Origin of the sequence: Halomonas sp. Cn5-12 (genome assembly GCF_021532545.1) — a bacterium.
Taxonomy (GTDB): domain Bacteria; phylum Pseudomonadota; class Gammaproteobacteria; order Pseudomonadales; family Halomonadaceae; genus Vreelandella; species Vreelandella aquamarina.
Genome location: NZ_JAKGAY010000004.1, coordinates 18832 through 45804, shown reverse-complemented (window position 1 = coordinate 45804; position 26973 = coordinate 18832). Strand labels below are relative to the sequence as shown.

Genomic DNA, 26973 nt, shown 5'->3' with positions numbered 1-26973 from the left:
CCAAAGGGTGGCACAAAAAGGAATTGGCGTGATGAAGCGAACACTCACTACCCACGATCTGCCCGCGCTGATGACAGGCATAATGGCTACCCTGGCGGCGATTGGCATCGCACGCTTCGCCTATACGCCGCTATTGCCTGCGATCATTCAAGAGGGTTGGTTCACCGCGAGCCAAGGCGCTTACCTGGGGGCCGCCAACCTGCTGGGATATTTTATCGGCGCACTCGCCGCCCACTCGCTGAGTGAGCGCTTTTCTCCTCGCATGGTGATGGCCGCAAGCTTCGCGGGTATCGCGCTCAGCTTTGTGCTCTGCGCCGGGGCGGGTGGTTTTCTATGGTTCTTCTTCTGGCGGTTGGTCTCGGGGATTGCCGGGGCCATCTTGATGGTCGTTGGACCCTCGCTGGCGCTGGCAGCCACGCCCCCTGAAAGGCGAACGCGTGTCGGCGCCATGGTATTTACCGGTATTGGCTTTGGTGCACTGCTTTCGGCTTTCATCGTACCGTTACTCCTAGGGTTAAGCCTCTCCGTCACCTGGGGCACGCTTGGGCTGCTGTGTATTGCCGCTGGCCTTTTGTGCGACTGGGGAATAGCGCACTTGGCCTCACCGATCACGGCTAGCCCAAGGGGGAATAGTCCCATACGGGGTGCGGGTGTAAAGATAATCGTTATGTTGGTGGTGGGCGCTTACGCCCTGGATGCGATTGGCTTTGTGCCGCATACCGTGTTCTGGGTGGACTATCTCGCCAGGGAAAACGCCCTGGGCAATCAAGCAGCTTCATTGCAGTGGGGTATCTTCGGGTTGGGCGCCCTGTGTGGGCCGTTCATGATAGGCGCACTGGCGCATCGAGTGGGTTGGCAGGGGGGCTTGATGATCGCCTTTGCGGCAAAGGCCGCCGCCGTCTTACTGCCGGTGTTCTCGCTTGCACTGCTCAGCCAGTCGGTTTCCTCGTTTATGGTAGGGGCTATGATCCCCGGCATTGTGGCCCTCACCTCTGGCCGCCTTGCTGAGCTGGTAGGGCCAGCCGCCCACAAGAAACTCTGGGGGCAAGCCACCGCCGCTTTTGCTGCCGCCCAGGCAGTAGCAGGCTATGCCATGTCGGCGCTTTATGGCACTTGGGGCAGCTACGCGCCACTGTTTGCCATCAGCGGCCTTATCCTCGTCGCTGGCTTTTTGCTGGTGCTGCTTAGCCGTGGCTTACAGCAGCGCCACACGGATCCTTCTGCCCAACAACCTACAAAGCACTACAGGAGTCAATAATGGAACTCTACTTAAACGCAACCTCGCCCTATGCTCGCCTTGTGCGCATCGTATTACTGGAAAAAGGCCTGGCGGACACCGTGACGCTGAAGTGGTGCGACCCTTGGGCAGACGATGCCGAACTCTTAAAGGCCAACCCCGCCGGGCGTATTCCCGCGCTGGTAACGGAGGAGGGCACCACGCTTAGCGAATCAATGCTGATTGCCGTTTACCTGGATAGCGTTAGCCCCAACCCGCCAATGCTGCCAGCAGCCAGCCGGGGGGATGTGCTGCACCTAGCCGGGCTGGGCCAAAACCTGATGGATGCCGCGTTCACGACCGTGATTGCCAGAAAGCATTATGGCAACGAGATTGACGAGAGCGAGCTGGGTCAGCGCCGTTCGCGAGCCATTCAGCGGCTGCTTAAACAGCTGAACAATGAGCTTGGCGAAAAACAGCAGGCCTCAAACGTTAACCTGGGCGAAATCGCCATTGCGGTCGCGCTGGATTATTTGGCATTCAGGCTGCCAGAGGTGAACTGGAAAGAAGAGTATCCGCGGCTTCTGGCATGGCATGCGGGTGTGACTGCACGTGGAAGCTTTCAGGAAACTGCATTCGTTTAGCCAAGCGTACGCTAATATCCAGGCTGCTAATATCGCCTCGCGACTGCGGGGTGATATCGTCGGGTCAACCATCCCCAAGCTGCTTTTGTTTTTGGCCGATAAGCGGTATTTACCTTGTATGGCAAAAAACCGATAAAGGCACGGTGGGAGGTGGCTTTAGCCCGCGACCCTTCCAGCACCCAGCCAGCGAAGCAAAAAATGACAACCACCAAACCAGCCCCCATCACCATTGCACTCGCCCAACTGGCGGTTAGCAAAGCAGCGGTAGACGACAACCTACAAATGCACCTAACTTGCATAGAACGCGCCGCCGCGCTGGGGGCCAACGTGGTGGCCTTTCCCGAACTCTCGCTCACCGGTTACGAGCTGGCGCTACTCAGCCAACTGGCCATGCCCCGCGACGATGCCACCTTTGCCGTCCTCACCGCCGCTGCCGTCGCCAATAACACGGTAGTAATAGCAGGCTGCCCACTGCACAACCCTAACGGCAAACCCCACATCGCAGCGGTGATCTGCTTTCCCAACGGCGAACATACCTTCTACCTAAAACAGCACCTTCACGAAGGGGAAGATATTTACTGTGCCCCCGGCTGTGAGAGCGACCTGATAAACGTTAACGGCACACGCATCGCCCTGGCCGTATGCGCCGACTTCACCCACCCAAGCCACGCCGCTACCGCCGCCGCCCAACAAGCGGACGTATATCTCGCCAGCGCGCTGATCTCCCCAAGCGGCTATGCAAAAGATGCCGAGCTACTTTCCGCCATCGCAAAGCGCCACCAACTGTCGGTACTGCTTGCCAACCACGTTTCTACTACGGGCGGCTGGCAAACCTGCGGTAATAGCGGTAGCTAGAATACAGCAGGGGAGCTAACCGTTAAGGCCAACGGCACCCAGACCAGCTTAGTGCTGTGCCGCATTCACTGCGGTGTATTAAGCGGTGGCGTAAAAGTGATGACTCACCTACAACCCAAAGCATCCATTACCGACTAAAAGTTAAGCTCCCAAGGTAGGCTTAACTTATTTTTACTGCTAGTCTCGAAGCACTAGAGCGAACAACGCCGCAGGGACAACACGATGCAGAATGCACGCATAACGCTTCACTCAAGCAAGCAGCGCATGCAAGTGCGGGTGGGTGGCATTCTGTTAGCTGACTCTACCAATACATTGGAACTTCGCGAACACGGCTACCCGCCACGCCACTACTTCCCACGTGAAGACGTGCGGATGGACTTACTTACCACTTCGGAAACGATCACCCATTGCCCGTTTAAAGGGCATGCGGTGTATTTCTCGCTGGGTGAGCGGCGGGATATTGCTTGGAGTTATGAGGAGCCGATAGAAGGTGTGAGGGCTATTGCTGGAAGGGTGGCGTTTTATGAGGAAGTAAGCGAATGACGCTTTGCGACTCAAAGCTGACGTATATTGACCTGTAAGTATTGACTACGTCTAGATTTCAAAGACTTACATGCATTTAGCCTTGAGTCAACCAAGTTGAGCGAGATTCATGATTTTAACCAGATCAAAATGTTAATAAAATTATCTGCTTAGGAACTCTGTTCGATTCCCACTTGAATATGGATGTCGATTAAGTGAACGATACAATCAAAATACCACCTTTGCGCAAAGCTAAGCTGGATGGTCAGCTATACTGCCGTCGCCAACCGATAGAAAACATGCTGGTCGAAATTGCGAGCGTATCACTCGAAGTTTTCACAGAACGTGCGCGCATCCTTGATCGACGTTCGCCAGATTACATACCTTCGGAAGTTCTAGTTCATTGGGTTCGGCAAACCCGACATCATGATCTTACCCAGCAACAGTGGACACTGGTTTAAGCGATCATTCGGGCTTCAAAGGCCTCTGGGCTGATCATCCCAATAGCACACAAGTCTGACGCTCAATTTAACGTTCTGTACCCACTTCTAGAACAGCGGATTCGTCATGCTTGCCCGAAGAAGGAAATTCGTGGTGGCAGGTATACAGATCTTCAGGAGTACGTTCTTGAGCGCGTAGTTAAGCTCCTGCTTTGCGACAGATCAAACTACGAGGAAAAGCTTGATATTTACGAAGTGGTCTTTGACCGAACAATTGCAAGTCTTCGTGCCAGTGCTTTTCGGCATGGTTTTGCCAAAGACGTACCACTGACACCAATTGAGTATGACGAAAGTGGTGAAGTCACAAGTGAAGTAGAGGAGAGCCTGAGTCAGTACCAGCCAGGAGGTATGACACAAGAGGAGGAATTTACTTACCGGTTTCAGCTGCGTGCTGCGATTGACTCCCTCCCAAAGGATGAAAGAAGACTAATTGATATGGAAGAAGCAGGCTATTCTGACCAAAGTGAAGATCCAGAAGTACATACGATTGCAAAGCTACTTGGTCGTACACCAAAGACAGTTCGGGCAATGCGTAAGCGTGCTTATCAAAGAATCCGCGAACGCCTCTGCATTGAGGTGCAAGATGACTAATGACATTAACATGGAAGACATACTCGATGAGCTTACAATGGAAGAACCTCTGAATCATGCGGTTCTTAAGAGCTATATCGACAGATACCCCAGCTTGGCATTGGAATTGACAGACCTTTACCATGAGTTGGCATTGACGGATGCGCGAAATGATATACAAAGCGTGCAGCTGAAAACACGGCACTTAGCTCCCGCAACAGCAATTGGCCGTAATGGGATTGAGGAAGCACTGGCTGGCGATAAACTCCGATCTTTGGCTCGGAAAGTTGGTTTGCCTAGAGACTTCTTTGCTGGCTTTCGGGACCGCAAAGTTCGGCTTGGCTCTATACCTGAGCCAGTTGTAACAGGTTTAGCCCGAGAACTGGGTGTTGCGGTTCACGCTTTGGTTGACTTCTTGCGGAGTCAACCTCGGACGAGCATAGGTTTTGCTTTCAAGGCTGATGGAAAGCCAGACGAAGGGGCTGTGCTTGAGTATAACGAGTTTCTTGATAGTCTAGGTTTGAGTGATCAGGAAGAGCGCGCACTAGATCGGCTCTGCGAAGTAGATGGACGTAGCTGAGTTTGCTCGACAACGTGCAGCCGCGCTGCATGATGATCTCGTCTGCGCAGGATATGATCCAGCGCAGCCGTATACATTCGTCTTGGCGGAAGCTGCTAGGCGGGATATCGAGGTTCGAGGGTATCCACCAGGACACGCCATGCTCAATGGTGGTCGAGCGCTTTATGACCCTGCTGGAACCATTCGACACGAACGTACAGGCGAAGAGTTTCTGGATGCATTTTTCGTTGCCCATGAGATTGGACACGCCGAGCTCGGTGGGCACGTGGGCATCACGACGAGCTCAGAGATTGATCCTACCCGCCCATCAGACGGCGGTGCCTCTGGTGCCGAACGAGCTGTTGATTACAGCCGGAAAGCTCGACAGGAAGTGCAAATGGACCTATTTGCGCGAGAGCTTCTGTTTCCACGAGCGCTTGCTCGCCGCTGGTATCTCGAAGAAGGACTTTCCGCTCAGGCAATAGCGGAAAAGCTTCGGGCTCCTTACGATATGGTCGCGGTCCAGATATTTGATGCAATCTGGCTTCCCACAGTCGCAGAAGCGAAAGTGTCAAAAGGCGATCATCCGAAGCCATTAAACGCCGCACAAAACCGCGCTGCATGCCACCGTGGCGGGCCTTTGTTGGTGCGAGCGGGACCCGGCACTGGGAAAACTCAGACGCTCATAGGCCGGCTGGCCGCGCTAAGGGACTCTGCGGTTGAGCCATCTTCCATACTTGTCCTGACATTTTCTAATAAATCTGCCGGTGAAATGGCGGACAGAGCGCTATCCGCGTGGCCAGAGGCGGCAGGGGAACTGACTATCGGCACCTTCCACTCATTTGGACTGGACATTCTTCGGCGTTTTCATGAGCGAGCGTCACTGCCGGCTGAACCGAGGCTGCTCGATACAGCCGAATCTGTCGCCTTGTTAGAGAATGAATTTGTTCGGCTGAATCTCCAACACTTTAAGGAGTTACATGATCCGACAGATATTCTTAGGGACCTGCTAGCTGCAATTTCCCGTGCCAAAGACGAAGTGGTCGACCACCAAGATTATAAAATACTTGCTCAATTGACATACGGCTCGGCTCAAAACGATGAAGAACGCATTCATGGCGAGAAGTGTTTGGAAATTGCCCAGGTGTATGAGGCATATGAGTCCCTTAAAGCCAAGCATGGTGCGGTCGATTTCGGTGACCTGGTATCTCGTACCGTTAGGCTTATCGAGACGGATGCAGATGTGTGTGGGCAGCTATGCTCACGTTACTCCCATGTCCTTGTCGACGAATACCAGGATGTCAATCGAGCAAGTGTCCGGTTATTGAAGGCGTTGAAGCCTGACGGGCAAGGCCTGTGGGTTGTGGGGGATGCCAAACAGTCGATTTATCGTTTTCGTGGTGCCTCATCAATCAATATTGCGCGATTTGAGACCGACGACTTTCCTGGTGGTCAGACAATGGGGTTGACGGTTAACTACCGTTCTTTCCAAGAGGTTTGCGATGCTTACGCTGGATTCGCACGTGCAAATATGAGAGCTGCCGAAGCTGGATTTCAGTCGGAGGCATACCGGGGCCCATCCGGCCAAAAGCCCATTTTTGTGCGTGTAGGTACGAAAGACGACGAACTAAATGAGCTTGCTGCTCGGATTACCGCTTGTAAGGACAGCGGAATCACCTACAAGAATCAGGCTGTCCTCTGTAAGTCCAATGATCGGCTGGCAGAGGTGGCTGCTAGTCTTGAAGCGCAAAACGTATCCGTCCTGTTTCTGGGCCCTCTTTTCGACCGGCCAGAAATCAAAGAAGCGCTCTCGCTACTTTCTCTTCTCGTCGACCCGCGTGCGATAGCACTCATAAAGGTTGCGACAATTCCTGAGTTTTCAGTGCCATTGCACGACGTTGTGGCCGCTGCAAAGGCCTTGGCTGATGCCTCTCCCCTTGAGCCGCTCGCCTGGCGCGTCTTACTTCCTACAGATGGCGCAATTTCGTCTGAAGGTGCAAGCGGGTTTGCCGCTCTTGCGAAGGCGTTTAATGGGCTTAAGCCCGAGGCAACGCCTTGGAGGGCTTTCGCTTCGCTTTACCTTGATCGTACTCGCCTTGCAGCCCGATATGCACATGGCCTGACCGAAAAAGAGCCTTTGTCTGCGATCGCATTGTGGCAACTGCAAAATTTTCTGAGATCGACATATATTGAGCGGCGTGGTTACCCAGTTGGTGACCTGCTGGATCATATTCGTCGACTCGTCATTTTGTCGGACGAGAGAGACTTGAGGGATCTTCCCGTGGCCGCTCAATCCCTTGATGCTGTCCGCCTTTTGACGATTCATAAAAGCAAAGGGCTTGAGTTCAAGGCGGTGCATATGCCCTCACTGTCTGCCGGTTCATTGCCTCAATCCGCCAATCAAATTCGGGCCTTGTCGCCCCCAAATGGATTAATTGGTGGGGAAGGTATTCGGGGCCTCGATGCACTTAAGCCTGGGCATGATGAAGAACAGGAGTGTCTCTTCTTCGTCGCTTTGTCCCGTGCAGAAGACCGCCTCTTTCTCTACGCGCCTTCGAAACAGCGAGGCGTGCAATCACGGGGAGGCGCCAAATCCCAGAAGTCGTCACCGTTTATCGACCGTCTCGGTGATACGGTGAGCATCGAAGCGCCTCTGGCTGCAAACGAAGTGCCGCCGCTTTTGTCAAGCTGCGTAGACGTCCAGTTTGAGGAGACGGTTACCTTAACGCCTGCACAACTCGCGCTCTTCGACAAATGCCCGCGCCGCTTCTTGTTCACGCACGTCCTTAAATTAGGTGGGCGTCGTACTGAAAGTGCTTTTATGCAAATGCATGCCGCTGTTCAAGGTGCAATTGATGCTCTCTTAAACGGCCCTTCGAATGAAATTCCCGACTTTGATGAGTACTGGCAGGCGCGTGGCCCGGCAGAGAACGCAAATGCAGAAGATTATGAAGTCGCTGGACGCAGGCTGTTCGACTTTTTGATTACCCTCCGAAAAAGCGACAAACCACTAGCTCTGTGCGACTTCGAAATCGACATAGGCGCGGCTAAGATAGTGGTTAAGCCTGATGATTATGTCGAAAGGAGCGACGGTCGGCTTGTATTCCGTCGCATCTGGACCGGTCGTAAGACTTCCAACGCTACCGAGTCACTCGATGCTGCAGCATACCAGTTAGCGGCTGGTCGGGATGCAGAAGTAGAGTTTGTTTTCCTTACGGATGAGGTAGCCGCTCCTATTTCACTGAGCCAGAAGAAGATAAAAAATCGCCAAGACAAGATCGTTGACGCTGTCGGTAAAATTCTATCTGGCGATTTCCCACCCAACCCCAATCGAACCTGCCCCCGTTGTCCACACTTCTTCGTTTGTGGCAATCCTCCAGATGGGCCGCTCATCAAAAAAAATCTCAACTGATTTACCGGTCTTATGGAAATGCTGCGATTAACCTTCTGAAAGCGGGGCACAGTGCCCCGCAACTACAGAAGGAAGTACCTTATGACTGATAATCCTCAAGACCAGAATGTAGATGATCTCTTTGACGCCGTTCGAGACGGACGCCCGCTCAAGCCTGGTGCCCATTTTCGGGTATTAATCGCGGATGAAACATTGGACTTCAAAAAACATATTTTTGATGACCCTATGCCTCTGGGTCGCCAGTTCATCGAAGCAGCAGGTGGTGCTCCCGTTTACGAATATACAGCGACGGCAATCCTCCCCAGTGGTGATTTCGAGGATATTCGCCTCGATGAATCCTATGATCTGCGTGGTCGTGGCGCTGAACGAATACTGGTAGCCCAAACCGACCGCAAGTTTTTATTTAAGGTTGATGACAAGGATCTCGAATGGCCGAAGCGTTTCATTTCCGGCTTCGTTGTCAAAAAACTTGCTGCTCTTGCGCCTAACTATGCGCTTTGGCTCGATGTTCCGGGCGGCCATGATCAGAAAATCAATGATGACGATCTCATCGATCTCGGAAAAACTGGTGTCGAACGTTTCATCTCGATCATTGATCATACCACTGAGGGTAAGGAGTTAATTCCATCTGGGGATCGTGTATTTCTTGAAAGCCGAGCCCTTGACTTCGAAGTCGTTAAGAGTGGTGACATGATCGGGGTCATTCTTACCGCGTACTCCTTACCGCAAGGCAAATACGACCATGATATCACTGATGTCCTGATCATCTTGCCCCCCGGCTATCCGGACACTCCGCCCGATATGTTTTATACATCACCGTGGATCAAGCTATCTGCCAGCGGACGCGAAGCTCGTGCAGCGAATGTGAACCACAATTTTGCTGACCGAGTCTGGCAGCGGTGGTCGCGTCATTGCTCGGCTTGGCGTCCTGGGGTGGATGGCCTGCAAACAATGGTAGCCCGGGTTCGTGTGGCTCTCGAAGAGGCTCGTCCATGATGATTAGCTTTGATCTCGTTCTTCAGGCGTCACACGAAATGCAGATTAGGTCGCTACTTGAAAGTTCAAACGGCCATGAGGCTGCGGCAACACTGTTATTTGGTGTCGCCGATATTGAGAAGGATCCATGGTCTGGAGTCCGGCGTCGCCGGTTTGTCAGTCACTCCTTCCAGCATATTGACCGGGGAGAGGTGGTCGACACTTCGCCGGTTCACATCACCTGGACGACAGATAGCTTGATGCTCCTCTTTGGGGAAGCCGCGCGTGAAGGATGGATTCCGGCAATTGTTCACACACATCCAGATGGGATCGCTGAGTTTTCGGAGCAGGATGATCGCAATGAGGCTGAGCTTGCCCGTACGGCAAAATTGAAGGGTACACAGGGCCTGATTAGCATAGTAATCAACAGTGATGGTGTGATGGCTGCGCGGATATGGGGCTCGCGTGATCAAGTTGAGCCGATCGAACGTTTTCTTCATTCTGGACCACGCATTGCCTTAACCTCAGCTAAAGGCAACATTGCACCTCCTGATTTTCTTGATCGGCAGCAGCTTCTATTCGGGGATACTGCAAATCGCACTCTTTCAAATCTTCGTGTAGGTGTGGTTGGAGGTGGTGGCACGGGTAGTGTGGTGCTTCCGCTGCTGATGCGTCACGGCGTCCAGCAGGCGATATTGTTCGAAAGAGATAAGGCGGAGCTTTCCAATCTTAATCGGCTTCACGGCAGCCGTCGCAAGGATGTCGTAGACAAAACGTCCAAGGCGGAAATTCATCAACGTATGGTTCAAGAAACTGACATTGGAATGAAACTTGTCACGGTCGACGCATTTGTTGGTGATACTGGCACCGTGGAGGCCTTAAAAGCTTGTGATGTCGTGTTCTCTTGCACAGATGATCACGCTGGCAGACTGATCTTGAATAGGTTCAGCCGATTCTATGGCATCCCTGTTATCGATGTCGGCCTTGCCATGCAGCGACGACCAGATAGCGGCTTTGATCTCTTTGCTCGTGTTTCAACTCTAGTCGACGGCCATCCGTGCCTGCTATGTGGTGGAAATATTGATCCGCGGCGTGCGCATGAGGAAGCTCTTAAACGCCGTGATCCGGTAGGGTATGAAGCCTTAAAACAGGAGGCCTATGTACTTGGTGAGGGAGACCCCGCTCCAGCGGTGGCTGCATTTACGACAGAGGCTGGGTGCATGGCTATAAGTGAACTCCTCGCTGCGCTTACTGGCTTTCATGGACAGTCGGGTATGCATGCCACGCGTATTAGGCGCTTTCATGCCAGTGATGATCGGTTTCCTGGCGTGGCCTCAATACCTGGCTGCCCTGCTTGCGATGATCTCAATACCCTTGGCCGTGCAGATGTCGAACCTTGTCTAGATATGGTGACCTATTTATGAAGACATTGATTATAAATACTGCGAGAAAGCTCGGTTTAATTAAGGCTGACTTCACCGCGGAGATACGTACAAAGTTACCCCCGCGTGAACAGCGTGCAGCTGAAAACTTTGTTTTGGTCTGTGACAGCGGCATATCTAAATGGGCTTCATTTCGATGCCCTGGGGGTTGCGGAGAGCGAATTGACCTTTCGCTCAACCCTCACCTGCGGCCAAATTGGAAAGTTACTTTGGACTGGTGGCGTAGACCCACTGTCGTGCCTTCAGTCCATCAACGTAACAACTGTGGGTGCCACTTTTGGATTAGAAAAGGCAAGGTAGATTGGTGCAAAGGCGGGCAACCTTCTAAAGTACGCGAACGGTTTTAGAAGCTGAGCGAGCAGTTTATTATTTTACGTTGATGCTAATCGACTCAATATGCTCCTCTTCGTAAAGTGTTCAGCACAGTAGTACCTATTTTTAATTTTAAATAACTTTTCATTGTGAAGAGTTTTGTTTTTTCTGGAGGTGTTCTTGGATAAGTATCTAGAAGCTTTAAGAGCAGCAGGTGTTGCGGATAGTATCGTTCTTACATTTGTTCTTTTTATCGTAGTTGCGCCAGTTTTTTGGAAGCTAATGAAAGAAGCTGTTTCATTAAGAAGGACTGCGCGTAAAGATAAATTAGAGGGTGTTTTCGAGGTTCTTAGTAACGAAGGAATCAACTCTCACCCGCTAAGAGTTGAGTTGGCCTTCAGAGAGCTTTTTAATATCCGCATGACATTTTTTGAGATTTCATATTTCCTCAATGATAAAAGCCCGCTATCTAGTATCACTGACTACAAATATGGGCGGAGATATATGAGTTTTGGTGAGTCAATGTCTCATCCTGTTTTGTCACGAAGCTACTGTAAGCTATGGTGGCAAGAAAAATTTTCCGTGTTTTTTTTCATGGTATCGGCGCTTATGCTTATCATGTCTCTTCTTTTTACAGCGGCTGCTATGTCTTCTGACGTTGCTGGAGACGTAGCGATAATAGGAGTCGTTTCGGTGATGGCAAGTTTGATGCTAGCTTGGTTTTGTTTAGATTCAGTACGAGCTATAAACGCGGCCGTTCGAATTGTTGGTGGATGGTCTGCGATAAGTAAAAGAGCAAGCTCTCAGAGCGATGAAAATTAAAGTGCCTGCTCAAGGATATGCACTATAAATTTTAATGCGCCCATATGTTCTTTGCGATGATCAATAGTGTTTAGTGGCGGAGTTAGCATAGAAAGATCAACTTTAAGTTATCCAAAATTAGGACTTTTAGCCCAACTTCAACAAGATGCTGAAACTTATAGCATTTGAAGCTTGTGAGGTTGAGGTGAGTTTTAATCAACCTCCAACCCCACTAACCCTAACAACCTCCCTCACCACGGCCTCATTCAACACCCCGCGCTTGGCTTCCACCACCGTGAGCCATTCGCGGGCGCGGGTGATGCCGGTGTATACCAGCTCGCGGGTCAGAATCGGGTTAAGCGTCGGCGGTAGCAGTAGCGCGGTGTGCAAGAACTCCGAGCCTTGGGATTTGTGTACCGTCATCGCAAACACGGTTTCTACCGTGTGCAGGCGGGAAGGCAGCACCCAGCGGATGGGCTTGTCGGTGTCGCTAGTGGGAAAGGCCACTCTCAATAGCTTCTGCTGTGGATTGCGCGGGTCTGGCACGGCTAGGGTGATGCCGATATCGCCGTTCATCAGCTTTAGGCCGTAGTCGTTTTGGGTCACCAGAACCGGGCGGCCTTCATACCAGCCTTTCTCCAGCGTGTAGTCGCTGCCGAACAGCAGCTTTTCGCGGCGCAATGTGCTGGCGATGCGCTGGTTCAAGCCTTCTACCCCCCAAGGGCCTTTGCGCAGCGCGCACAGCAGTTGGAAGTGGCTGTAGGCGCTGAGCACCTCGCTGGCCCAGGCGTTATATACGGCTGGGTTCTCTTCGAAGGGTTCCCCCCGTGGGCGCTGGGCGTGCAGCACGTTGAGGTAGTGGCGGTAGCCGGTGGGTGGGGCGATGGGCTGGCCGTTATGGTCGCGGCGGCCTTCGCCGTTATTCAGAAAACTGCTCGGGCTGCCGTGAATCACTAGCTTGTCCAGTGCGGCGTCGTCGTTCATGACCAAATGGTGAATGTCCGGGTAGCCGTGGCGCAGCACGGCCGTGACCGCCTGCTGTTTTTCCCGTTCGCTTTGCGCATGGCCCGGCTGGTTGATGGCTTTTGCCAGCTGGCCGATGCCGCTGTGTTCATTAAAGCGGTGGCTTACCCTCAGCATGGTAATGGCTTGGTCGAGCGGTTGGCCTGCGGGGTCGATGAATTCTGCGGGCGGCGGCTGGCCGGTGGCCTGGGCCAGCCATTCGGCGGTGGTCGGGGTGTAGTGGGCGGCTTCCGCGCGGCGGCACAGGTCCCCGAGTACCGAACCGGCCTCTACCGAGGCGAGCTGGTCTTTGTCCCCCAGCAGTATGCACTGGGCGTGGGCGGGCAGGGCGCTGAGGGTGGCGGCCATCATTTCGATATCCACCATCGAGGCTTCGTCGATCACCAGTACGTCCAGGGCTAGCGGGTTGGCGGCGCTGTGGCGGAAGTGGCGGGTGTCGGGGCGTGCGCCGAGTAGGCGGTGCAGTGTTGTCACTTCCGTGGGAATCGTGATATCGCTGGCTGCCGCCGCAGGTGAGTGTTCACTTAACAGCGTTGCCAACTCATCAAGCGGTAACGCATTCACCTGCCCGGCGATGGATTCGTTCAAGCGGGCGGCGGCTTTGCCGGTGGGGGCGGCCAGGCGGATGCACAGCGGCTGGCGGGGGTGCTGGGCCAGTTGCAGGGTTTGCAGCAGGGCGAGCAGGCGCACCACGGTGGTGGTTTTGCCGGTGCCGGGGCCGCCGGTAATGATGCCGAAGCGGCTGCGGGCGGCCAGGGCGCAGGCGGTTTTTTGCCAGTCCAGGGCGTTGTTTGGCTTGAACAGAATGTTCAGGGCTTGGGGGAGTAACCCAGGGTGACTGGCGTCACCCATCGCCCAATGAATTGGCCTCCCACGTAGGCCTTCTGTGCTCGTGCTTTCTGTGTCGGTTGCTTCCAAGCGGGCGGCGATGTGTTGGTGGAGGCTTTGTTCGTACTGCCAGTAGCGGCGCAGGTAGAGCCGCGTGCTGGGTGTTCCACTGGCTGAGTGAGTGGTGACTACTACCAGCGGCGTGTTGCCGGGGCCTTCGCTGGTGAGCAGCGGGTGGTGCAGGGCGGCTTGCCATTCGCTGAGCGTGAGCGTGGCCAGCACGTCGCTGGGTAGCGGCGGCGGGTCGGTGAGGTCGTCGCCTTCGGGGGGTAGCGAAAGGGCAAAATCCGGCGCGTTCAGCGTGGCGTTAATATCCAGGCACACGTGGCCGCGGCCTAGCTGGTGGCTGGCCAGCGCTGCCGCCAGTAGCAGCAGCGTGGGGGCATCCGGTGCTTCGCTGGCGAGAAAGCGCACCAGGGCGCGGTCCAGGTCCCGCAGCCAGCCGCGTGCGACCCAGCGTTCGCACAGGGCCAGCAGTTCCGGGGTGCTGCTGAGTGCCGGGTGGGCGCTGGCGGTGGGCGTATCGCCGAACATGTCGAAGGTGTGGGTGTCGTGCTGGCGGCTCATGCCGTGGCCTCCTGCTGGGTGGCGTGTGGCTCGCCTGCAAACAGGCTATCCAGGGCTTCGATGAGTTCAACCGGGGCGGGTTCGCCCACTACGCCACGCCCAGGGCTGCGGCTGCCGCGTAGGAATACCGTCATCGAACCGCCCAAGTGCTGGTGTGGGTCGTAATCCGGCAGGCGCGCTTTTAACAGCCGGTGCATGGCGAGCAGGTAGAGCGCAGCCTGCAGGTCGTAGCGTTTGGCGAGCAGCGCGTGGCGCAGGGCTTCTGGCTCGTAGGCGCTGTCGTTGGGGCCTAGGTAGTTCGATTTCCAGTCCAGCACGTAAAAGCGCCCCTGGTGCTCGAAGGCCAAGTCAATAAAGCCTTTCAGCATGCCGTTGAGGGTATCGGCATCCAGCGCGGGGCGCTCTACCCCTGGCAGTAAGTGCTTGCTTACCAGCGCATCAATGGCTTGGGTATTCACCCGCTTGGCGGCAAACCAGAACTCCAACTCTACCTGATAGCTTTCCAGCTCATTCAGCGCCACGCTTTGCGGGGTGGGCGCGGCCAGCGGTAGCGGTGTGGTGAGCAGGGCGCTTAGCCAGCCCGCCAGCGGCTCCTGCCATGCTTGCCAGCCGCGTAGCTGCACCCGCCGCCACAGCATGTCGTTGAGGGCGTCCTTATCATTTGCGGCGGTATTAAAGCCTTGCTTGCCTGCCCACTCCAGCACCCCGTGCAGAAAGGTGCCGGGGCCGGGGCCACGTGGAAACTTATGTAAGTGAAACGCTTCTAGTTGGGATCGTTCTTGAGATAGTTCCCGAGGTTCATCCAGCACTTCAAACGCGGTGGCTTCCTGGGCGGTGGTCGGTTCCAGCGGTGGCAGCACCGGGGCGGTCAGCGTGCCGGAAAGCCGCAGCGCGGAGTAGCTGGCAATCCACCAGTGCTCTTTGGCCGGGCGCGTGGGCGTCCGGGCGTGGCCCAGCTCACTGCTTTGCGCCACTTGTGCCACGCGCTCTGCGGTGGGCGCGGGTGGCTGATGAATCTGTATCTCGCTGCCTTCCACCAGGGCATCGAGCGCCTTGGGGAGCGTATCGGGGGAAAGGGTGCTGCCACCGGTCAACAGGTAGCCCAGCGCGCTGTTTTCCAGGCCTTTCAGCGGGGCCAGCCCCAGCCAGGTGGCGTGGCGGGCGCGGGTGAGCGCCACGTAGAGTTTGCGCAGGTCTTCCCCCAGCCGTTCGCGGTCGGCGGTGGCGAGTATCGTGTCATCCGCTTCTAGGCTGAGCTGTAGGTTGCCTTCGCCATCGTGCCAGCGCAGCGGTACGTCTTCGGCTTTCACCGGGCGGTGGTTGGCGATGAAGGGCAGGAACACCAGCGGGTACTCCAGCCCTTTGGATTTGTGGATGGTGACCACTTTGACCAGATCCGCGTCGCTCTCCAGGCGCAGCTTGTGGCTGTCGCCGTGGCTTTCCGGGTCGGCAATGGCATCAAACAGAAAGCGAATCAGCGCGTGTTCGCCGTCCAGCTCGGCGCTGGCCTGCTGCAGCAGTTCGCTCAGGTGCAGCAGGTCGGTGAGCAAGCGCTCACCCTCTTCGAACTCTGCCAGCAGCCGAGCGGGAATCTCGAAATCCACCATGATGCGGCGCACCAGCGGCAGCACGCCCTGGCGCTGCCACAGGCGGTGGTAGTGGCTGAACTGCTCTACCCGCTCTTCCCAGGCCAGCTCGTTTTGCTGCAGGTAGTCCAGCTCCGCGAGGCTTAGCCCCAGCACCGGCGTGGCCAGCGCGGCGCGCAGGTGCGCTTCGGCCTGGCGGGAGCTAGCCAGCGGTTCGGCGCAGGCGCGCAGCCAGCGCTCTACCTGGGCGGCCATGGGCGAGCTAAATACCTTATCGTGATCCGAAAGATACACGCTCTTCACCCCTCGGCTAGCCAGCGCTTGGCGAATGGCGCGGGCTTCCTGCAGGCCGTTTACCAGTACTGCCATATCGGAGGGCTTGAGCGGGATGAGCGTATCGTCGGTTTGAAAGCCGCTCTTGCCGTGTTGGCCTGCGCTGAGCAGTTCCGCCATGTAGGAGGCGCAGCGTTCGGCCATCTCGGTTTGGTAGGCGGTTTTGGAGAGCGGCTCGTCGGCTTCCAGCGGCCAGAGCGTCATGGCGGGCAGCGGCTGGCCTTGGTGAGTGAGCTGCTCACTGCGGCCTTTGGCCTCTACCGGCAGAAAGGGCAGCGGGTTGTTGCCGCCTTCTTCGCGGAACAGGAACGCCCCGGCCGGGTGCTCATCGGCGTAGCGGAAGCAGTGGTTCACCGCCTCTACCATGGCGCGGCTAGAGCGGTAGTTGGTGCCCAGTGTGACGTGGCGGCCTGAGGTGTCTTCGCGGGCTTTTAAGTAGGTGAAGATATCCGCGCCGCGAAAGGCGTAAATGGCCTGCTTGGGGTCGCCGATCAGCAGCATGGCGGCGTCTCGGCGGGGCTTGGCGACCTCATACACCGCGTTGAAAATACGGTACTGAATGGGGTCGGTGTCCTGGAACTCGTCGATCAGCGCCACGGGGAACTGGCGCAGTATCTGCGCGGCCAGGGCCTCTTTATTGGGGCCTTGCAGGGCGCGGTCCAGGTGGGTGAGCAGGTCGTTGGGACCCATTTCGGCGCGTCGCTCCTGCTCCCGCTCCAGGCGCACTTTGCACCACTGCACGGCGTGAATCAGCAGGTCGTTGCGCGGCTCGGGCAAGGCGTTCAGGGCGTCGGGAAGTTCGGCCAGTGCTTCCCAAACGGCGGGGCAAGGGGGCGCGCCCTCTTTCCATATTTCCGCCATGCCCTCTGGGGTGAGGCGTTTCCAGGCGGCGGGGGTGAGCGCAGGGCGGGTGGCGTCGCTGTCGCACCACTCCCGCAGTGCGCTTAGCCAGTTGGCGCGGCTTTTGGCATTGAAGCTTTGGCCTTTGAAGGCTTTGCGCTGGGCGGCGTCCTCCAGTGCGGGCACTAGGTCGTCTAGCCATGCGGGCCAGGGGGCTTTTAGCTCGGTTAGCCGTGCGTGGCGCTCAGCTTGGGCGGCGCTTAGGGTTTGCTTAGGTTCGGGGCGTGGGGCGCCCAATGCGTCGCTTTCGTGGAGCAGTTTGCGCACGTCTTGGTGTAGCTGATCGGGGGATTTCCAGTAGCCGGTGATGCTGCCCAGGGCCTCGGCGTCCAGCGGGTAGTAGAAGGTGCGCCAGTAGTCGCGGACTACCTCTTGTTCCAGCTCTTGCTGGTCGTTTTCCAGGTTGAGCGAGAAGAGGCTGCCGCTATCGAAGGCGTGCTCCCGCAGCATGCGGTAGCACCAGCTATGGATGGTGGACACGGCGGCTTCGTCCATCCACTCGGCGGCCAGCTCCAGGCGTCGGGCGCAGGCGGGCCAGGTGGCTGGGTCGTATTGGTCGCGGAGTGTTAGGAGTAAGGGATCTAGTGCAACCACCGGGGCTTCCCCGGCGGCAAGCCTACGTGGAGGCGCTGTGAACCCATCCTTGGGCGCTACATTCAACATCCCTGTTGAATGACCTCCACTACGGCTTGCCCCCGGCGCCCCTTCGCTTGTGCCCTCAGCTCGAAACACACCAGCGGCTTCCACCAGCCGGTGGCGAATGCGTTCGCGCAGTTCCTGGGTGGCGGCGTTGGTGAACGTGACCACCAGAATTTCCGGCGGGGTGAGCGGGCGTACGAAGGCGGTGTCGTCGTCGCCGTGCTGCCCGCCCAGCACTAGGCGCACGTAGAGCAGCGCGATGGTGAAGGTTTTCCCCGTGCCCGCGCTGGCTTCGATCAAACGGCTGCCGTGAAGCGGCAGCGTCAGCGGGTTCAGCGGGGCGGGCTGGCTCATTCTCATTCTCCGAACATCACGGCAGGCGAAAAGCAAAGCGCCTTGGGTGGCTGACCCAAGGCACCGGCACTATATCGCGTCGCCGGGTACTGGGCAAAAGAGCAAAGCCGCGTTAGAGGCTGGTTTGAAAGACGGTGTCGAATTCGTTGTAAACAGGTAGGCACGCTCGGCTTCCATGGCCGTAAGCCACAGTAAACAGGGGTTAGGCTGTGAGGTATCGTCGCCAACTGGTAATCTAGCAGGCTAGCCGCTCTTGGCGATCTGTTGATGCTGGTGAAGGGATCTCATGCTGACCTCGCTTCTGGATAACGATTTTTACAAGATCACGATGCAGAATGCCGTGATCAAACGCTTCCCCTATGCCCATGCCCGCTACGCGTTTATCAATCGTGGCGAGCATGCGTTTCCTGAGGGCTTTGGTGAGGCGCTGCGCGGTGAAGTGGATCGCATGGCGACGCTGCGCTTGTCGGATGAAGAGAAGCGCTACCTGCAAACCACCTGCCCTTACCTAGACCCTACCTATCTCGATTTTCTCGCGGGCTTTCGTTACGACCCCAGCGAAGTGACGATCGAGCAGCAGGGCAGCGAGCTGTCGGTGGTGATGGAAGGCCCGTGGTACCGCACCATCTTGTGGGAAGTGCCGCTGATGGCGCTGATTAGCGAGCTTTGGTACCAACTGCGCGGCGTGGGGGTATCGGAAGATGACGAAGCGCTCATCGAGCAGCGCACGCGAGAGAAAATCGAACTGTACCGCCAGCACGGGCTGAAGATTGCCGAGTTCGGCACCCGTCGGCGCTTCTCGTTTGCGGTGCATGACCGGGTGGTGGAAGCGCTGCGCCACTACGGCGGGGAGGCCTTCAGCGGCACCAGCAATGTGCTGCTGGCCATGCGCCACGGGGTGAAGCCCATTGGCACCCACGCCCACGAGTGGTTCATGTTCCACGGGGCGCGTTTCGGTTTCAAAATGGCCAATAGTTTGGCGCTGGAGCACTGGGTGGATGTGTACCGGGGGGATTTGGGCATCGCGCTCACCGATACGTTTACCACGCGGGCGTTTTTCGAGAGCTTCGACAAGAAGTTCGCCAAGCTCTTCGACGGCGTGCGCCACGATAGCGGCGACCCGATTGAATTTGCCGATGCCACCATTGCCCACTACCAGCGCCTGGGCATTAACCCGCTGAGCAAAACCATCATCTTCTCCGATGCCCTCACCCCTGAAAAAGTGGAGCGCATTCGCGCCTTCTGCCAGGGGCGCATTGGCATGGCCTTCGGGATTGGCACCAACTTCACCAACGATATTGGCGTGGCGCCCATGAACATGGTGATCAAAATGGTCGAGGCCCGCCCCGAAGGGCAAGGCTGGCTGCCGGTGGTGAAACTGTCCGATGTGCCCACCAAGAACACCGGCGACCCTGAGATGATTGCGTTGGCGAAGAAAGTGCTCAGTATGGGCAGCTCATAGCTGCTTGGCTTTACTCTTTTTTGCCTTTAACAGCGAAAAAGAGCGGGGCGTAGAGCGCTTCCACCAATGTGGCAAAGGTGTGCCCATTGGCTTGCTCGAAGAACAACCGCTCGAAGCGGGGCCACTGGTGGCTTAAATACGCGCTTTGGGCTACTTCACCGGTTTGGTAGCGGCCGCCTTCATAGGCGCTTTCGGCGGCGGCGTAGGCGTCGCTTTCTCGGCCTTTTTCTTGCGCCATATCCGGCGTGCCTTGCTTACTTAGCCAAGCAAACGCGGCTTGCGGTGCGAGCGGTAGCGGGGTTTCTAAGCCCGCTTGCCACGCGGCTAGCTGGGTTTCCAAGTGCTGGCGGGCGGTCTCGGCATCCACCGGCGCTAACGTGACATGACCCGCTTTGGAGAGTAGTTGCGTCGTCATCGGGCCATCCAGGTTGCCCGCTAGGTGCGCGACCCAGGGGCGCAGCAGGTGGCTCCAGCGGTACTGGCCGCGCCCGCTGCCTTGGCTAATCAGGCTGCTACTGAGTAGCAGCAGGCGGCAGCGGTGGCCTGCTTCATCCTGACGCAGTTCGCCCAGGGGCTCTTCCAGTGTGAGGCCGTGGGCTTCGAAGTGAATCATGGTGTCGGGCAGGGGATGCGGCCACGCGTCTAGCGCTTCTTCGTAGGCGTTGAAAAGCGCCTCCATGGGGTCGGCAAGGGCATCGCGCATGCGCTGGCCGAAGGCGCCCATGGCCAGCACGCCTTGGCCTTGAAAGCGCTCCAACGCGTCGTGCAGCGCCTCGATACGCGGCTGGCCGTTATCCACCGCGTGGCGCTGGGCGGCAATCAGTTGGTCTTGCAGCTGCCAGTTTTGCAGGCCATCCAGGGCGAAGGGCTCGGCGTCTAGCTCGGCGATGGTTTCCTGCTCGAAATAGACCCCCAACCGGGTATTGAAGAAGCTGCGCACCGGCTCGCGCAGAAAGCCGCCCAACTGCGCCAGCGAGAGGCTGGTGGGGGCGTTTTCCGGCGCGGGTAGCATGCGCTCCACCGCAGGCGGCGTGCGGGGGGCGTGCACTTCCCGCCATTCGTGGGCGTAGGTGAACAGGCGGCCCGCCGGGTGGTTGAAGTAAGCGCGGCTGAACGGCTGCAGCGGGTGTTCGGTGGTGAGACTTTCCAGCAGCGGCGCGCCTGTGTGTGTTTGCCAGCCAGCCTCCAGGTGGTCGCGCAGTTGGCCCACCAGTACCGAGGGGGGCAGCGGGGAGTTGTCGATCTGGCTGCGGCCCATCCAACTGATGTAGAGCTGGTCCCGGGCGGAGAGCAGCGCTTCGAGAAACAGGTAGCGGTCGTCTTCCCGGCGGGAACGGTCGCCGGGACGGTAGTCGCTGCCCATGAGGTCGAAATCCAGCGGTGGCTGGGAGCGGGGGTAGTCGCCGTCGTTCATGCCCAGCAGGCACACCCGCTTGAAGGGGATGGCGCGCATGGGCATCAGCGTGGCGAAGTTGACCGCTCCGGCCAAAAAGCGCTGGGAAAGGCTGTGTTCATCGATTTGTACCAGCCAGTGTTCGCGCACCATGGAGAGCGGCAGCGGGTCGTCGAGTTCTGCTTCCTGGCTGCTTTCCAGTATCTGCTGCAAGCCGTTTTCCAGCTTGGTGAGCATGATGCTTTCCTGGGCATCGTCGGTGAGGAAGAAGGTTTCCAGCAGTGCCCGCAGCCGCGCCACCCAGGTGGCGGCATCGGTGGGTTGGCAGAAGGTTTCCCAGGTGGCGTCGAGCTTCTCCAGCAGCGTGGCCAGCGGCCCTGCCAGACCCGCTTCCAAGCCGCCAATATCATCGAACGGCTCGATGCCTTGCCAGGCGTGGCCGTCGCCCACGGTGTAGCCCAGCAGCAGGCGGCGCAGGCCGAAGGCCCAGGTGTTCTGGCTCAGCCCGCCGGGCAGCTCCAGCCGCTGGCGCTGCTGGGCGTTCAGCCCCCAGCGGATGCCCGCGCCTTCCATCCAGCGCTCGAGCACCGGCAGGTCGCGCTCTTCCAGGCCAAAGCGCTGGCGCAGGGCGGGCACTTCCAGCAGGTCGAGCACATCGCTGACCGTCAGGCGCAGCTCTGGCAGGCGCAGCAGTTTTTCCAGCGCGATCATCAGCGGCAGGCGGTGGCGGCTGGCCTGGTCGGAGAGCGTATAGGGAATATGCCGTGGGTCGTCCGTGGGCAGCTGGCCAAATACCGCTTCGATGTGCGGGGCGTAGCGGTCGATGTCCGGCACCATGACGATGATATCGCGCGGACGCAAGGCCGAGTCGGCGCTGAAGGCGGCCAGCAGCTGGTCGTGGAGAATCTCCACTTCCCGCTGAGGGCCGTGGGCGATATGGAACACGATGGAGTCATCGGCAGCGGGCAGTGCGGGCCAATGGGCTTGGGTTTCTGCCACCGGGCGCAGCTCGCGGATGTCGTCTTGCAGCTGGCTGAGCAGGCAGTGGCGCTCCTCGCCGCTGAACGGCTCGAACATATCGATGCGCAGCGCCTGCTGCTCGAATAGGGTTTGGTAGTTGCCCGCGTCGTCGTGCTCATCGAGCAGGCGCAGGTAGTCGCGGCCCTGCTTGCCCCAGGCGGCTAGCAGCGGCTGGGCGTGCAGGTGCAGGGCGTCATCGGCATCGCCGGTGCCCAGTACATCCAGCGCTTCGGGCATGCCGGTTTTGCGCCGCTGGCGGTAGCGCTGGGCGCGCAGCAGGTCCTTGTGCTCGATGATGTCCGCCCAGTAGAACTGGCAGGGGTTGTGCACGCACAGCACGATCTGGCAGCAGCGGGAGAGCGCCGCCAGGGCTTCCAGGGTTTGTTGGGGCAGCGACGAGATACCGAAAATGATCAGCCGACGGGGCAGCCCCGGCGGGCAGTCTTGGCCTTCCAGCTGCTCGGTGGCCTTCAAAAAGCGCTGGTGAACCTGGGCGCGGCTGCTGTTTAACCCGGCATCGCCTTGGGTGGCGGCCACATCGTCCCGCAAGATGCGCCATAGCGCGGGCTGCCAGCGCTGGTGCTCTTCCAAAGGGCGGTGCTCGCCTCGGGCGGTAATTAGCACGTCGTGGCCGTTAGCCCAGGCGTCCAGCCAGTCGGCACGGTAGACCTGGTACTGGTCAAACAGATCCGCCAGCCGCTCGGCCAGCTGGTAGTGCTTGCGCTGGTCACGGTCGGTTTCTAGAAACTGCGCCAGCGGCTCGAACACTGGTTGCCCGGCCAACGTAGGCAGCAGGCGCAGCAGCCGCCACACCAGGCGCGATTTATCGAACGGCGAGGTTTCCGGCACGGCGTCGGCATCGTGGGAAACGTGGGTGAGCACCCGGCGGTAGGCCTGCCATAAAAACCGCGCGGGCAGCATCACGTCCAGCGCCGCAGCAATACCCGCGCCGCCGTTGCCGGGGTCTTCCGCCAGGGCCAGCTTCAGCCACTGCCCAATGCCGTTGCTCTGGACCAGAATGGTTTCGTTCTCTAGCGGCCCCAGCGGGTGCCGCCGCATCCACTCCACCGCCAGCCCCCGCAAGTCCTCCAGCCGATTGGCGTGTACCACCATGAACCCGGGGGTGAGCGAAGTGGGGGAGAGCAGGGCATTGGCAGGCATACGGCGGCGTTCCTTCACGGCAATCAGCGTCACGGGTAGCGGTGACGCTATGGTGCCATAAGTTGGGGGTACTCGCGTGTATCTGGAGTAGGAACTTTTATGTACGTTGGGTTATCATAAAAGATAACTTGAGCGGGGTTATGCTATGGAGTGGCAGGTTGAGTTTTATCCAGGTGTCGAGCAAGAAATTTTAAGTATGCCGCCCAAAATACAGGCCAGAATGCTCCGGTTACTGGAGATGGTAGAGACTCATGGCGCTAACCTTGGGCCACCACACACGGAATCGATGGGCGACGGTTTGTTTGAAATTAGGGCAAAGGCAAAAGAGGGAATTGGCCGTTCTCTGTTTTGTTACGTGCATGGGAAACACATCGTCGTCCTGCACGCATTCGTCAAGAAAAGCCAGAAAACGCCGCGTCAGGCGTTAACATTAGCGCGGACAAGACAGCGCGAGGTGCAGTCATGATGAACTTAAAGGCACTAAAAGAGCAGGCGCTTCAGAACCCTGAAGTGAAGGCGGAATATGAACGTCTGGCACCGGAGTTTGCGTTGGCCTCCACACTGATTTCTATGCGCCAGCGTGCCGGGTTGACGCAAGAAGAGCTTGCCAAACGCCTGGATACACAAAAAAGTAACATTAGCCGCTTGGAGCGGGGAAGCAGTAACCCTGGCTGGAAAACACTACAGCGCTATGCACACGCCTGTGGTTTTGAACTGACGGTACATGTTGAACAACAAAAACAGCCAGTCCATTAAGCAGTCAGCGTGCTGCAATATTGGAACTCTCCTTGCGTCATCGGCTTACCGCCGCCAAGCTGTGGCCTCTGCCATGCAATGAAGAGGAGTCCGTGATGACCGAGCCGACCAACCATAATACCCGCCGCCACTCTGCCCCGGTGGTGGATGGCCCCGGTAAAGCGGCTAGCCGCGCCATGCTGCGCGCCGTGGGCTTCAACGATGACGATTTTCAAAAGCCTCAGGTAGGTATCGCGTCTACCTGGAGTATGGTGACGCCGTGTAATAGCCATATTGGTGAGCTGGCGGAGCTTGCCCGGGATGGGGCCGATGCCGCCGGAGGCAAAGGCGTGGTGTTCAATACCATTACCATTTCTGATGGCATTGCCAACGGCACCGAAGGCATGAAGTACTCACTGGTGTCGCGGGAGGTAATCGCGGATTCCATCGAAACCGTGGCGGGCTGCGAAGGGTTCGATGGCCTGGTGGCGATTGGCGGCTGCGATAAGAACATGCCGGGCTGCGTGATGGGGCTGGCACGGCTCGACCGCCCCAGCGTGTTCGTCTACGGTGGCACCATCATGCCCGGCAAGGGCCATACCGATATCGTCTCGGTGTTCGAGGCGATGGGCGCCCACTCCCGTGGGGACATCGACCTGATCGAGCTGAAAAACATCGAAGAGACGGCGATTCCTGGCCCAGGCTCCTGCGGGGGGATGTACACCGCCAACACCATGGCCTCGGCCATCGAGGCGCTGGGCATGAGCCTGCCGGGCAGCTCGGCGCAGAACGCGATTTCCCAAGAGAAGCGCGACGACTGCAAAGCTGCAGGCGAAGCCGTATTGGCGCTGCTGGCTCAAGACATCAAGCCTTCCGATATCATGACCCGCGAGGCGTTCGAGAACGCCGTGACCGTGGTGATTGCCCTGGGTGGTTCTACTAACGCCGTGCTGCACCTGATAGGCATGGCACGCACCGTCGGCGTCGAGCTGACCCTGGCAGACTTCACCGAGATCGGTAAGCGCGTGCCGGTACTGGCCGATCTGCGCCCCAGCGGCCACTACATGATGAGCGAGCTGGTGGCGATTGGCGGTATCCAGCCGCTGATGAAAATTCTGCTGGACGCTGGGTTGCTCAACGGCAACTGCTTGACCGTGACCGGTAAAACGCTGGCGGAAAACCTCGCTAACGTTGAGCCCTACCCGATGGATCAGCAGATCATCGCGCCGTTGGGTAACCCGATCAAAGCCGAAAGCCACCTGCGTATTCTGTTCGGTAATCTAGCGCCGGAAGGGGCGGTGGCGAAAATCACCGGCAAAGAGGGCACCCGCTTTAGCGGCTCGGCGCGAGTGTTTGGCTCGGAAGAGGAAGCCCAGGCGCGTATCAACGATGGCACCGTGGTGGCGGGCGACGTGGTGGTGATCCGCTACGAAGGCCCGAAGGGCGGCCCCGGCATGCGCGAAATGCTCACGCCCACCTCGGCCATCATGGGGCGTGGCTTGGGTAACGACGTGGCGCTGATTACCGATGGTCGCTTCTCGGGCGGCAGTCACGGGTTCGTGGTGGGGCATGTCTCGCCGGAAGCGTTCGACGGCGGCCCGCTGGCGCTGGTCGAAGATGGCGACCCCATTACCATCGATGCCGAAGCCGATACCATCGACGTGCACATCAGCGATGACGAGATGATGCGCCGCCGCGCGGCCTGGCAGCAGCCTACGCCTCGCTATCGTAAAGGCGTATTGGCGAAGTATGCCAAATTGGTCAGCTCGGCCAGTACCGGTGCGGTGACCGACCAAGAGTAATTCTTGACGGATCACCCACGCGGTTAGGCTGTCACTAAGTCGTCAAGCGCAAGGCGTACCCTTAATGCCTTGCGCTTTTTAATGAGTAAACGGTGGGTACGATGGCGGTAGAGAATAAGATACGAGAACGAGCCAGCGAGGTTTTTTGGGCATTTTTAGCGCTGGGGCTGACCTCCTTTGGCGGGCCGGTGGCGCACCTGGGCTACTTTCGTACGGCGTTTGTTGAACGCCGCCAGTGGCTCAGCGAGCAGGCCTACGCGGATTTGGTCGCGCTGTGTCAGTTCTTGCCGGGGCCAGCCAGTAGCCAGGTGGGCTTTGCCTTAGGGTTGATGCGCGCTGGCCCCTGGGGGGCGGCAATGGCGTGGCTGGCGTTTACGCTGCCCTCTGCCATCGTGCTGGTGCTGTTTGCATTGGGCGCGGCAGTGCTAGATGGCCCGGTGGCCAGCGGCATCATTCATGGCTTAAAAGTGGTGGCGGTGGCTATTGTGGCCCACGCGGTGTGGGGCATGGCGCGCAACCTCTGCCCGGATAAAACCCGCACGGGAATTGCCCTGGCAGCGGTGTTCGCGGTGGTGCTGGTTAGCGGGCCGTTGGGGCAGGTGGCGGCGATTGTGCTGGGCGGCGTGGCGGGGCTGCTGCTTTGTCGCCAAAGCGCTGCAGCATCGTCTAGCGAATCGCTACACTTCCCGGTGACACGCCAAGCGGGCACGCTGGCGTTACTAATATTCGCGGGGCTGTTGGTGCTATTACCGCTGTTGGCGGCGAGTGCGGGTTGGTTGAACGTCGTCGATGCGTTCTACCGTTCAGGCGCGCTGGTGTTTGGCGGTGGCCATGTGGTGCTGCCGCTGCTGGAAGCGGAAGTAGTGCAATCGGGTTGGGTCACGGCGGATGAGTTCTTGGCCGGTTACGGCGCAGCGCAGGCGGTGCCAGGACCGCTGTTTACGTTTGCCGCATATTTAGGCGCGCTGTTGCCGGGAATTCCCAGCGTGATTGGCGCGTTACTGGCGCTGCTGGCGATTTTTGTACCGGGGTTTTTGCTGCTGGTCGGCGTGCTGCCATTTTGGAACCAGTTCCGCCAGTGGAGCAGTGCTCAAGCGCTGATGCGTGGTGCCAATGCGGCGGTGGTGGGGATTTTAGGCGCGGCGCTTTATCAGCCGGTGTGGACCAGTGCCATTCTTGGGCCGTACGAGTTCGTGCTGGCGTTGACGGGCTTTCTGCTGCTCACCGTGTGGAAGCTGCCTGCATGGGTAGTCGTGATCGTCGTCGCTTTGGGTGGGGTAGTGATCACGCTGTAGCATCACT

Annotated in this window: 19 protein-coding genes; 16 read left to right on the top strand and 3 right to left on the bottom strand. The window is 58.0% G+C overall.

All coding sequences use genetic code 11. From position 1 onward, the window contains the following. Positions 1 to 31: 31 nt before the first annotated feature. The 11 genes from L1249_RS03730 (at position 32) to L1249_RS03685 (ending at position 11829) form a co-directional block, all read left to right on the top strand. On the top strand, positions 32 to 1258 hold the full coding sequence (locus L1249_RS03730) for a YbfB/YjiJ family MFS transporter (protein ID WP_058578241.1): 1227 nt from the start codon (positions 32 to 34) through the stop codon (positions 1256 to 1258). Continuing rightward, positions 1258 to 1860 (top strand): glutathione S-transferase family protein, encoded by a 603-nt coding sequence (locus L1249_RS03725; protein WP_044628445.1) that lies wholly within the window; start codon positions 1258 to 1260, stop codon positions 1858 to 1860. Before L1249_RS03730 ends, L1249_RS03725 begins: the two co-directional genes overlap by 1 nt. A 198-nt stretch (positions 1861 to 2058) precedes the next feature. Next, positions 2059 to 2715 carry a carbon-nitrogen hydrolase family protein gene (locus L1249_RS03720; protein WP_228168538.1) on the top strand — a complete coding sequence of 219 codons (657 nt, stop codon included), beginning with the start codon at positions 2059 to 2061 and terminating at the stop codon, positions 2713 to 2715. A 222-nt stretch (positions 2716 to 2937) separates the two neighbouring features. Continuing rightward, the gene (locus tag L1249_RS03715) at positions 2938 to 3258 is read left to right on the top strand and encodes a DUF427 domain-containing protein (protein ID WP_044628446.1); all 321 of its coding nucleotides are present in this window, start codon (positions 2938 to 2940) and stop codon (positions 3256 to 3258) included. Positions 3259 to 3932: 674 nt separating this feature from the next. Further along, on the top strand, positions 3933 to 4328 hold the full coding sequence (locus L1249_RS03710) for a hypothetical protein (protein WP_230845013.1): 396 nt from the start codon (positions 3933 to 3935) through the stop codon (positions 4326 to 4328). Between the two features lie 10 nt (positions 4329 to 4338). Next, positions 4339 to 4887 carry a hypothetical protein gene (locus tag L1249_RS03705; protein WP_152621766.1) on the top strand — a complete coding sequence of 183 codons (549 nt, stop codon included), beginning with the start codon at positions 4339 to 4341 and terminating at the stop codon, positions 4885 to 4887. Then, a complete protein-coding gene (locus tag L1249_RS03700) occupies positions 4874 to 8278 on the top strand; it encodes an ATP-dependent helicase (RefSeq protein WP_235253400.1) in 3405 nt (1134 codons plus the stop codon). The genes L1249_RS03705 and L1249_RS03700 overlap by 14 nt, the downstream gene beginning before the upstream one ends. A gap of 81 nt (positions 8279 to 8359) precedes the next feature. After that, a complete protein-coding gene (locus L1249_RS03695; RefSeq protein ID WP_044628450.1) occupies positions 8360 to 9274 on the top strand; it encodes a multiubiquitin domain-containing protein in 915 nt (304 codons plus the stop codon). Beyond that, positions 9271 to 10677, top strand: coding sequence for a ThiF family adenylyltransferase (locus tag L1249_RS03690; protein WP_044628451.1), 1407 nt, complete (start codon positions 9271 to 9273; stop codon positions 10675 to 10677). The genes L1249_RS03695 and L1249_RS03690 overlap by 4 nt, the downstream gene beginning before the upstream one ends. Beyond that, complete coding sequence (locus L1249_RS17660) at positions 10674 to 11042, top strand: DUF6527 family protein (RefSeq protein ID WP_353956170.1); 369 nt, start codon at positions 10674 to 10676, stop codon at positions 11040 to 11042. Before L1249_RS03690 ends, L1249_RS17660 begins: the two co-directional genes overlap by 4 nt. A 145-nt stretch (positions 11043 to 11187) precedes the next feature. Further along, positions 11188 to 11829, top strand: coding sequence for a hypothetical protein (locus tag L1249_RS03685; protein WP_152621767.1), 642 nt, complete (start codon positions 11188 to 11190; stop codon positions 11827 to 11829). A 195-nt stretch (positions 11830 to 12024) separates the two neighbouring features. Here L1249_RS03685 and recD read toward each other — a convergent pair whose 3' ends face one another. Together recD and recB are read right to left on the bottom strand one after the other, a co-directional pair. Next, positions 12025 to 14286: an exodeoxyribonuclease V subunit alpha gene (gene recD / locus L1249_RS03680; RefSeq protein ID WP_235253399.1), complete on the bottom strand. Its 2262-nt coding sequence runs from the start codon at positions 14284 to 14286 to the stop codon at positions 12025 to 12027. Beyond that, entirely contained in the window at positions 14283 to 18098 is a 3816-nt protein-coding gene (recB, locus tag L1249_RS03675; RefSeq protein WP_235253398.1) for an exodeoxyribonuclease V subunit beta, read from the bottom strand. The genes recD and recB overlap by 4 nt, the downstream gene beginning before the upstream one ends. A gap of 286 nt (positions 18099 to 18384) precedes the next feature. Here recB and pncB point away from each other — a divergent pair, with 286 nt between their 5' ends. Continuing rightward, complete coding sequence (gene pncB / locus L1249_RS03670; RefSeq protein WP_235253397.1) at positions 18385 to 19560, top strand: nicotinate phosphoribosyltransferase; 1176 nt, start codon at positions 18385 to 18387, stop codon at positions 19558 to 19560. 10 nt (positions 19561 to 19570) lie between these two features. Here the strand turns inward: pncB and recC are convergent, their stop codons facing one another. Then, positions 19571 to 23134 (bottom strand): exodeoxyribonuclease V subunit gamma, encoded by a 3564-nt coding sequence (gene recC, locus L1249_RS03665; RefSeq protein WP_235253396.1) that lies wholly within the window; start codon positions 23132 to 23134, stop codon positions 19571 to 19573. A 145-nt stretch (positions 23135 to 23279) separates the two neighbouring features. Here recC and L1249_RS03660 point away from each other — a divergent pair, with 145 nt between their 5' ends. From L1249_RS03660 to chrA, 4 genes are all read left to right on the top strand, one after another. Beyond that, positions 23280 to 23600: a type II toxin-antitoxin system RelE/ParE family toxin gene (locus L1249_RS03660; RefSeq protein ID WP_159342797.1), complete on the top strand. Its 321-nt coding sequence runs from the start codon at positions 23280 to 23282 to the stop codon at positions 23598 to 23600. Next, positions 23597 to 23890 (top strand): helix-turn-helix domain-containing protein, encoded by a 294-nt coding sequence (locus L1249_RS03655; protein ID WP_230834987.1) that lies wholly within the window; start codon positions 23597 to 23599, stop codon positions 23888 to 23890. The genes L1249_RS03660 and L1249_RS03655 overlap by 4 nt, the downstream gene beginning before the upstream one ends. A gap of 95 nt (positions 23891 to 23985) precedes the next feature. Next, positions 23986 to 25671, top strand: coding sequence for a dihydroxy-acid dehydratase (ilvD, locus tag L1249_RS03650; protein ID WP_044628457.1), 1686 nt, complete (start codon positions 23986 to 23988; stop codon positions 25669 to 25671). A 101-nt stretch (positions 25672 to 25772) separates the two neighbouring features. After that, positions 25773 to 26966 carry a chromate efflux transporter gene (chrA, locus tag L1249_RS03645; RefSeq protein WP_235253395.1) on the top strand — a complete coding sequence of 398 codons (1194 nt, stop codon included), beginning with the start codon at positions 25773 to 25775 and terminating at the stop codon, positions 26964 to 26966. The last annotated feature ends 7 nt before the right edge of the window (positions 26967 to 26973 follow it).

Bases quoted from the DNA above. Each gene is read 5' to 3' on its own strand.
- L1249_RS03730 (WP_058578241.1), top strand. From the start codon at position 32: ATGAAGCGAACACTCACTACCCACGATCTGCCCGCGCTGATGACAGGC.
- L1249_RS03725 (WP_044628445.1), top strand. From the start codon at position 1,258: ATGGAACTCTACTTAAACGCAACCTCGCCCTATGCTCGCCTTGTGCGC.
- L1249_RS03720 (WP_228168538.1), top strand. From the start codon at position 2,059: ATGACAACCACCAAACCAGCCCCCATCACCATTGCACTCGCCCAACTG.
- L1249_RS03715 (WP_044628446.1), top strand. From the start codon at position 2,938: ATGCAGAATGCACGCATAACGCTTCACTCAAGCAAGCAGCGCATGCAA.
- L1249_RS03705 (WP_152621766.1), top strand. From the start codon at position 4,339: ATGGAAGACATACTCGATGAGCTTACAATGGAAGAACCTCTGAATCAT.
- L1249_RS03700 (WP_235253400.1), top strand. From the start codon at position 4,874: ATGGACGTAGCTGAGTTTGCTCGACAACGTGCAGCCGCGCTGCATGAT.
- L1249_RS03695 (WP_044628450.1), top strand. From the start codon at position 8,360: ATGACTGATAATCCTCAAGACCAGAATGTAGATGATCTCTTTGACGCC.
- L1249_RS03690 (WP_044628451.1), top strand. From the start codon at position 9,271: ATGATGATTAGCTTTGATCTCGTTCTTCAGGCGTCACACGAAATGCAG.
- L1249_RS17660 (WP_353956170.1), top strand. From the start codon at position 10,674: ATGAAGACATTGATTATAAATACTGCGAGAAAGCTCGGTTTAATTAAG.
- recD (WP_235253399.1), bottom strand. From the start codon at position 14,286: ATGAGCCGCCAGCACGACACCCACACCTTCGACATGTTCGGCGATACG.
- recB (WP_235253398.1), bottom strand. From the start codon at position 18,098: ATGAGCCAGCCCGCCCCGCTGAACCCGCTGACGCTGCCGCTTCACGGC.
- pncB (WP_235253397.1), top strand. From the start codon at position 18,385: ATGCTGACCTCGCTTCTGGATAACGATTTTTACAAGATCACGATGCAG.
- recC (WP_235253396.1), bottom strand. From the start codon at position 23,134: ATGCCTGCCAATGCCCTGCTCTCCCCCACTTCGCTCACCCCCGGGTTC.
- L1249_RS03660 (WP_159342797.1), top strand. From the start codon at position 23,280: ATGGAGTGGCAGGTTGAGTTTTATCCAGGTGTCGAGCAAGAAATTTTA.
- L1249_RS03655 (WP_230834987.1), top strand. From the start codon at position 23,597: ATGATGAACTTAAAGGCACTAAAAGAGCAGGCGCTTCAGAACCCTGAA.
- ilvD (WP_044628457.1), top strand. From the start codon at position 23,986: ATGACCGAGCCGACCAACCATAATACCCGCCGCCACTCTGCCCCGGTG.
- chrA (WP_235253395.1), top strand. From the start codon at position 25,773: ATGGCGGTAGAGAATAAGATACGAGAACGAGCCAGCGAGGTTTTTTGG.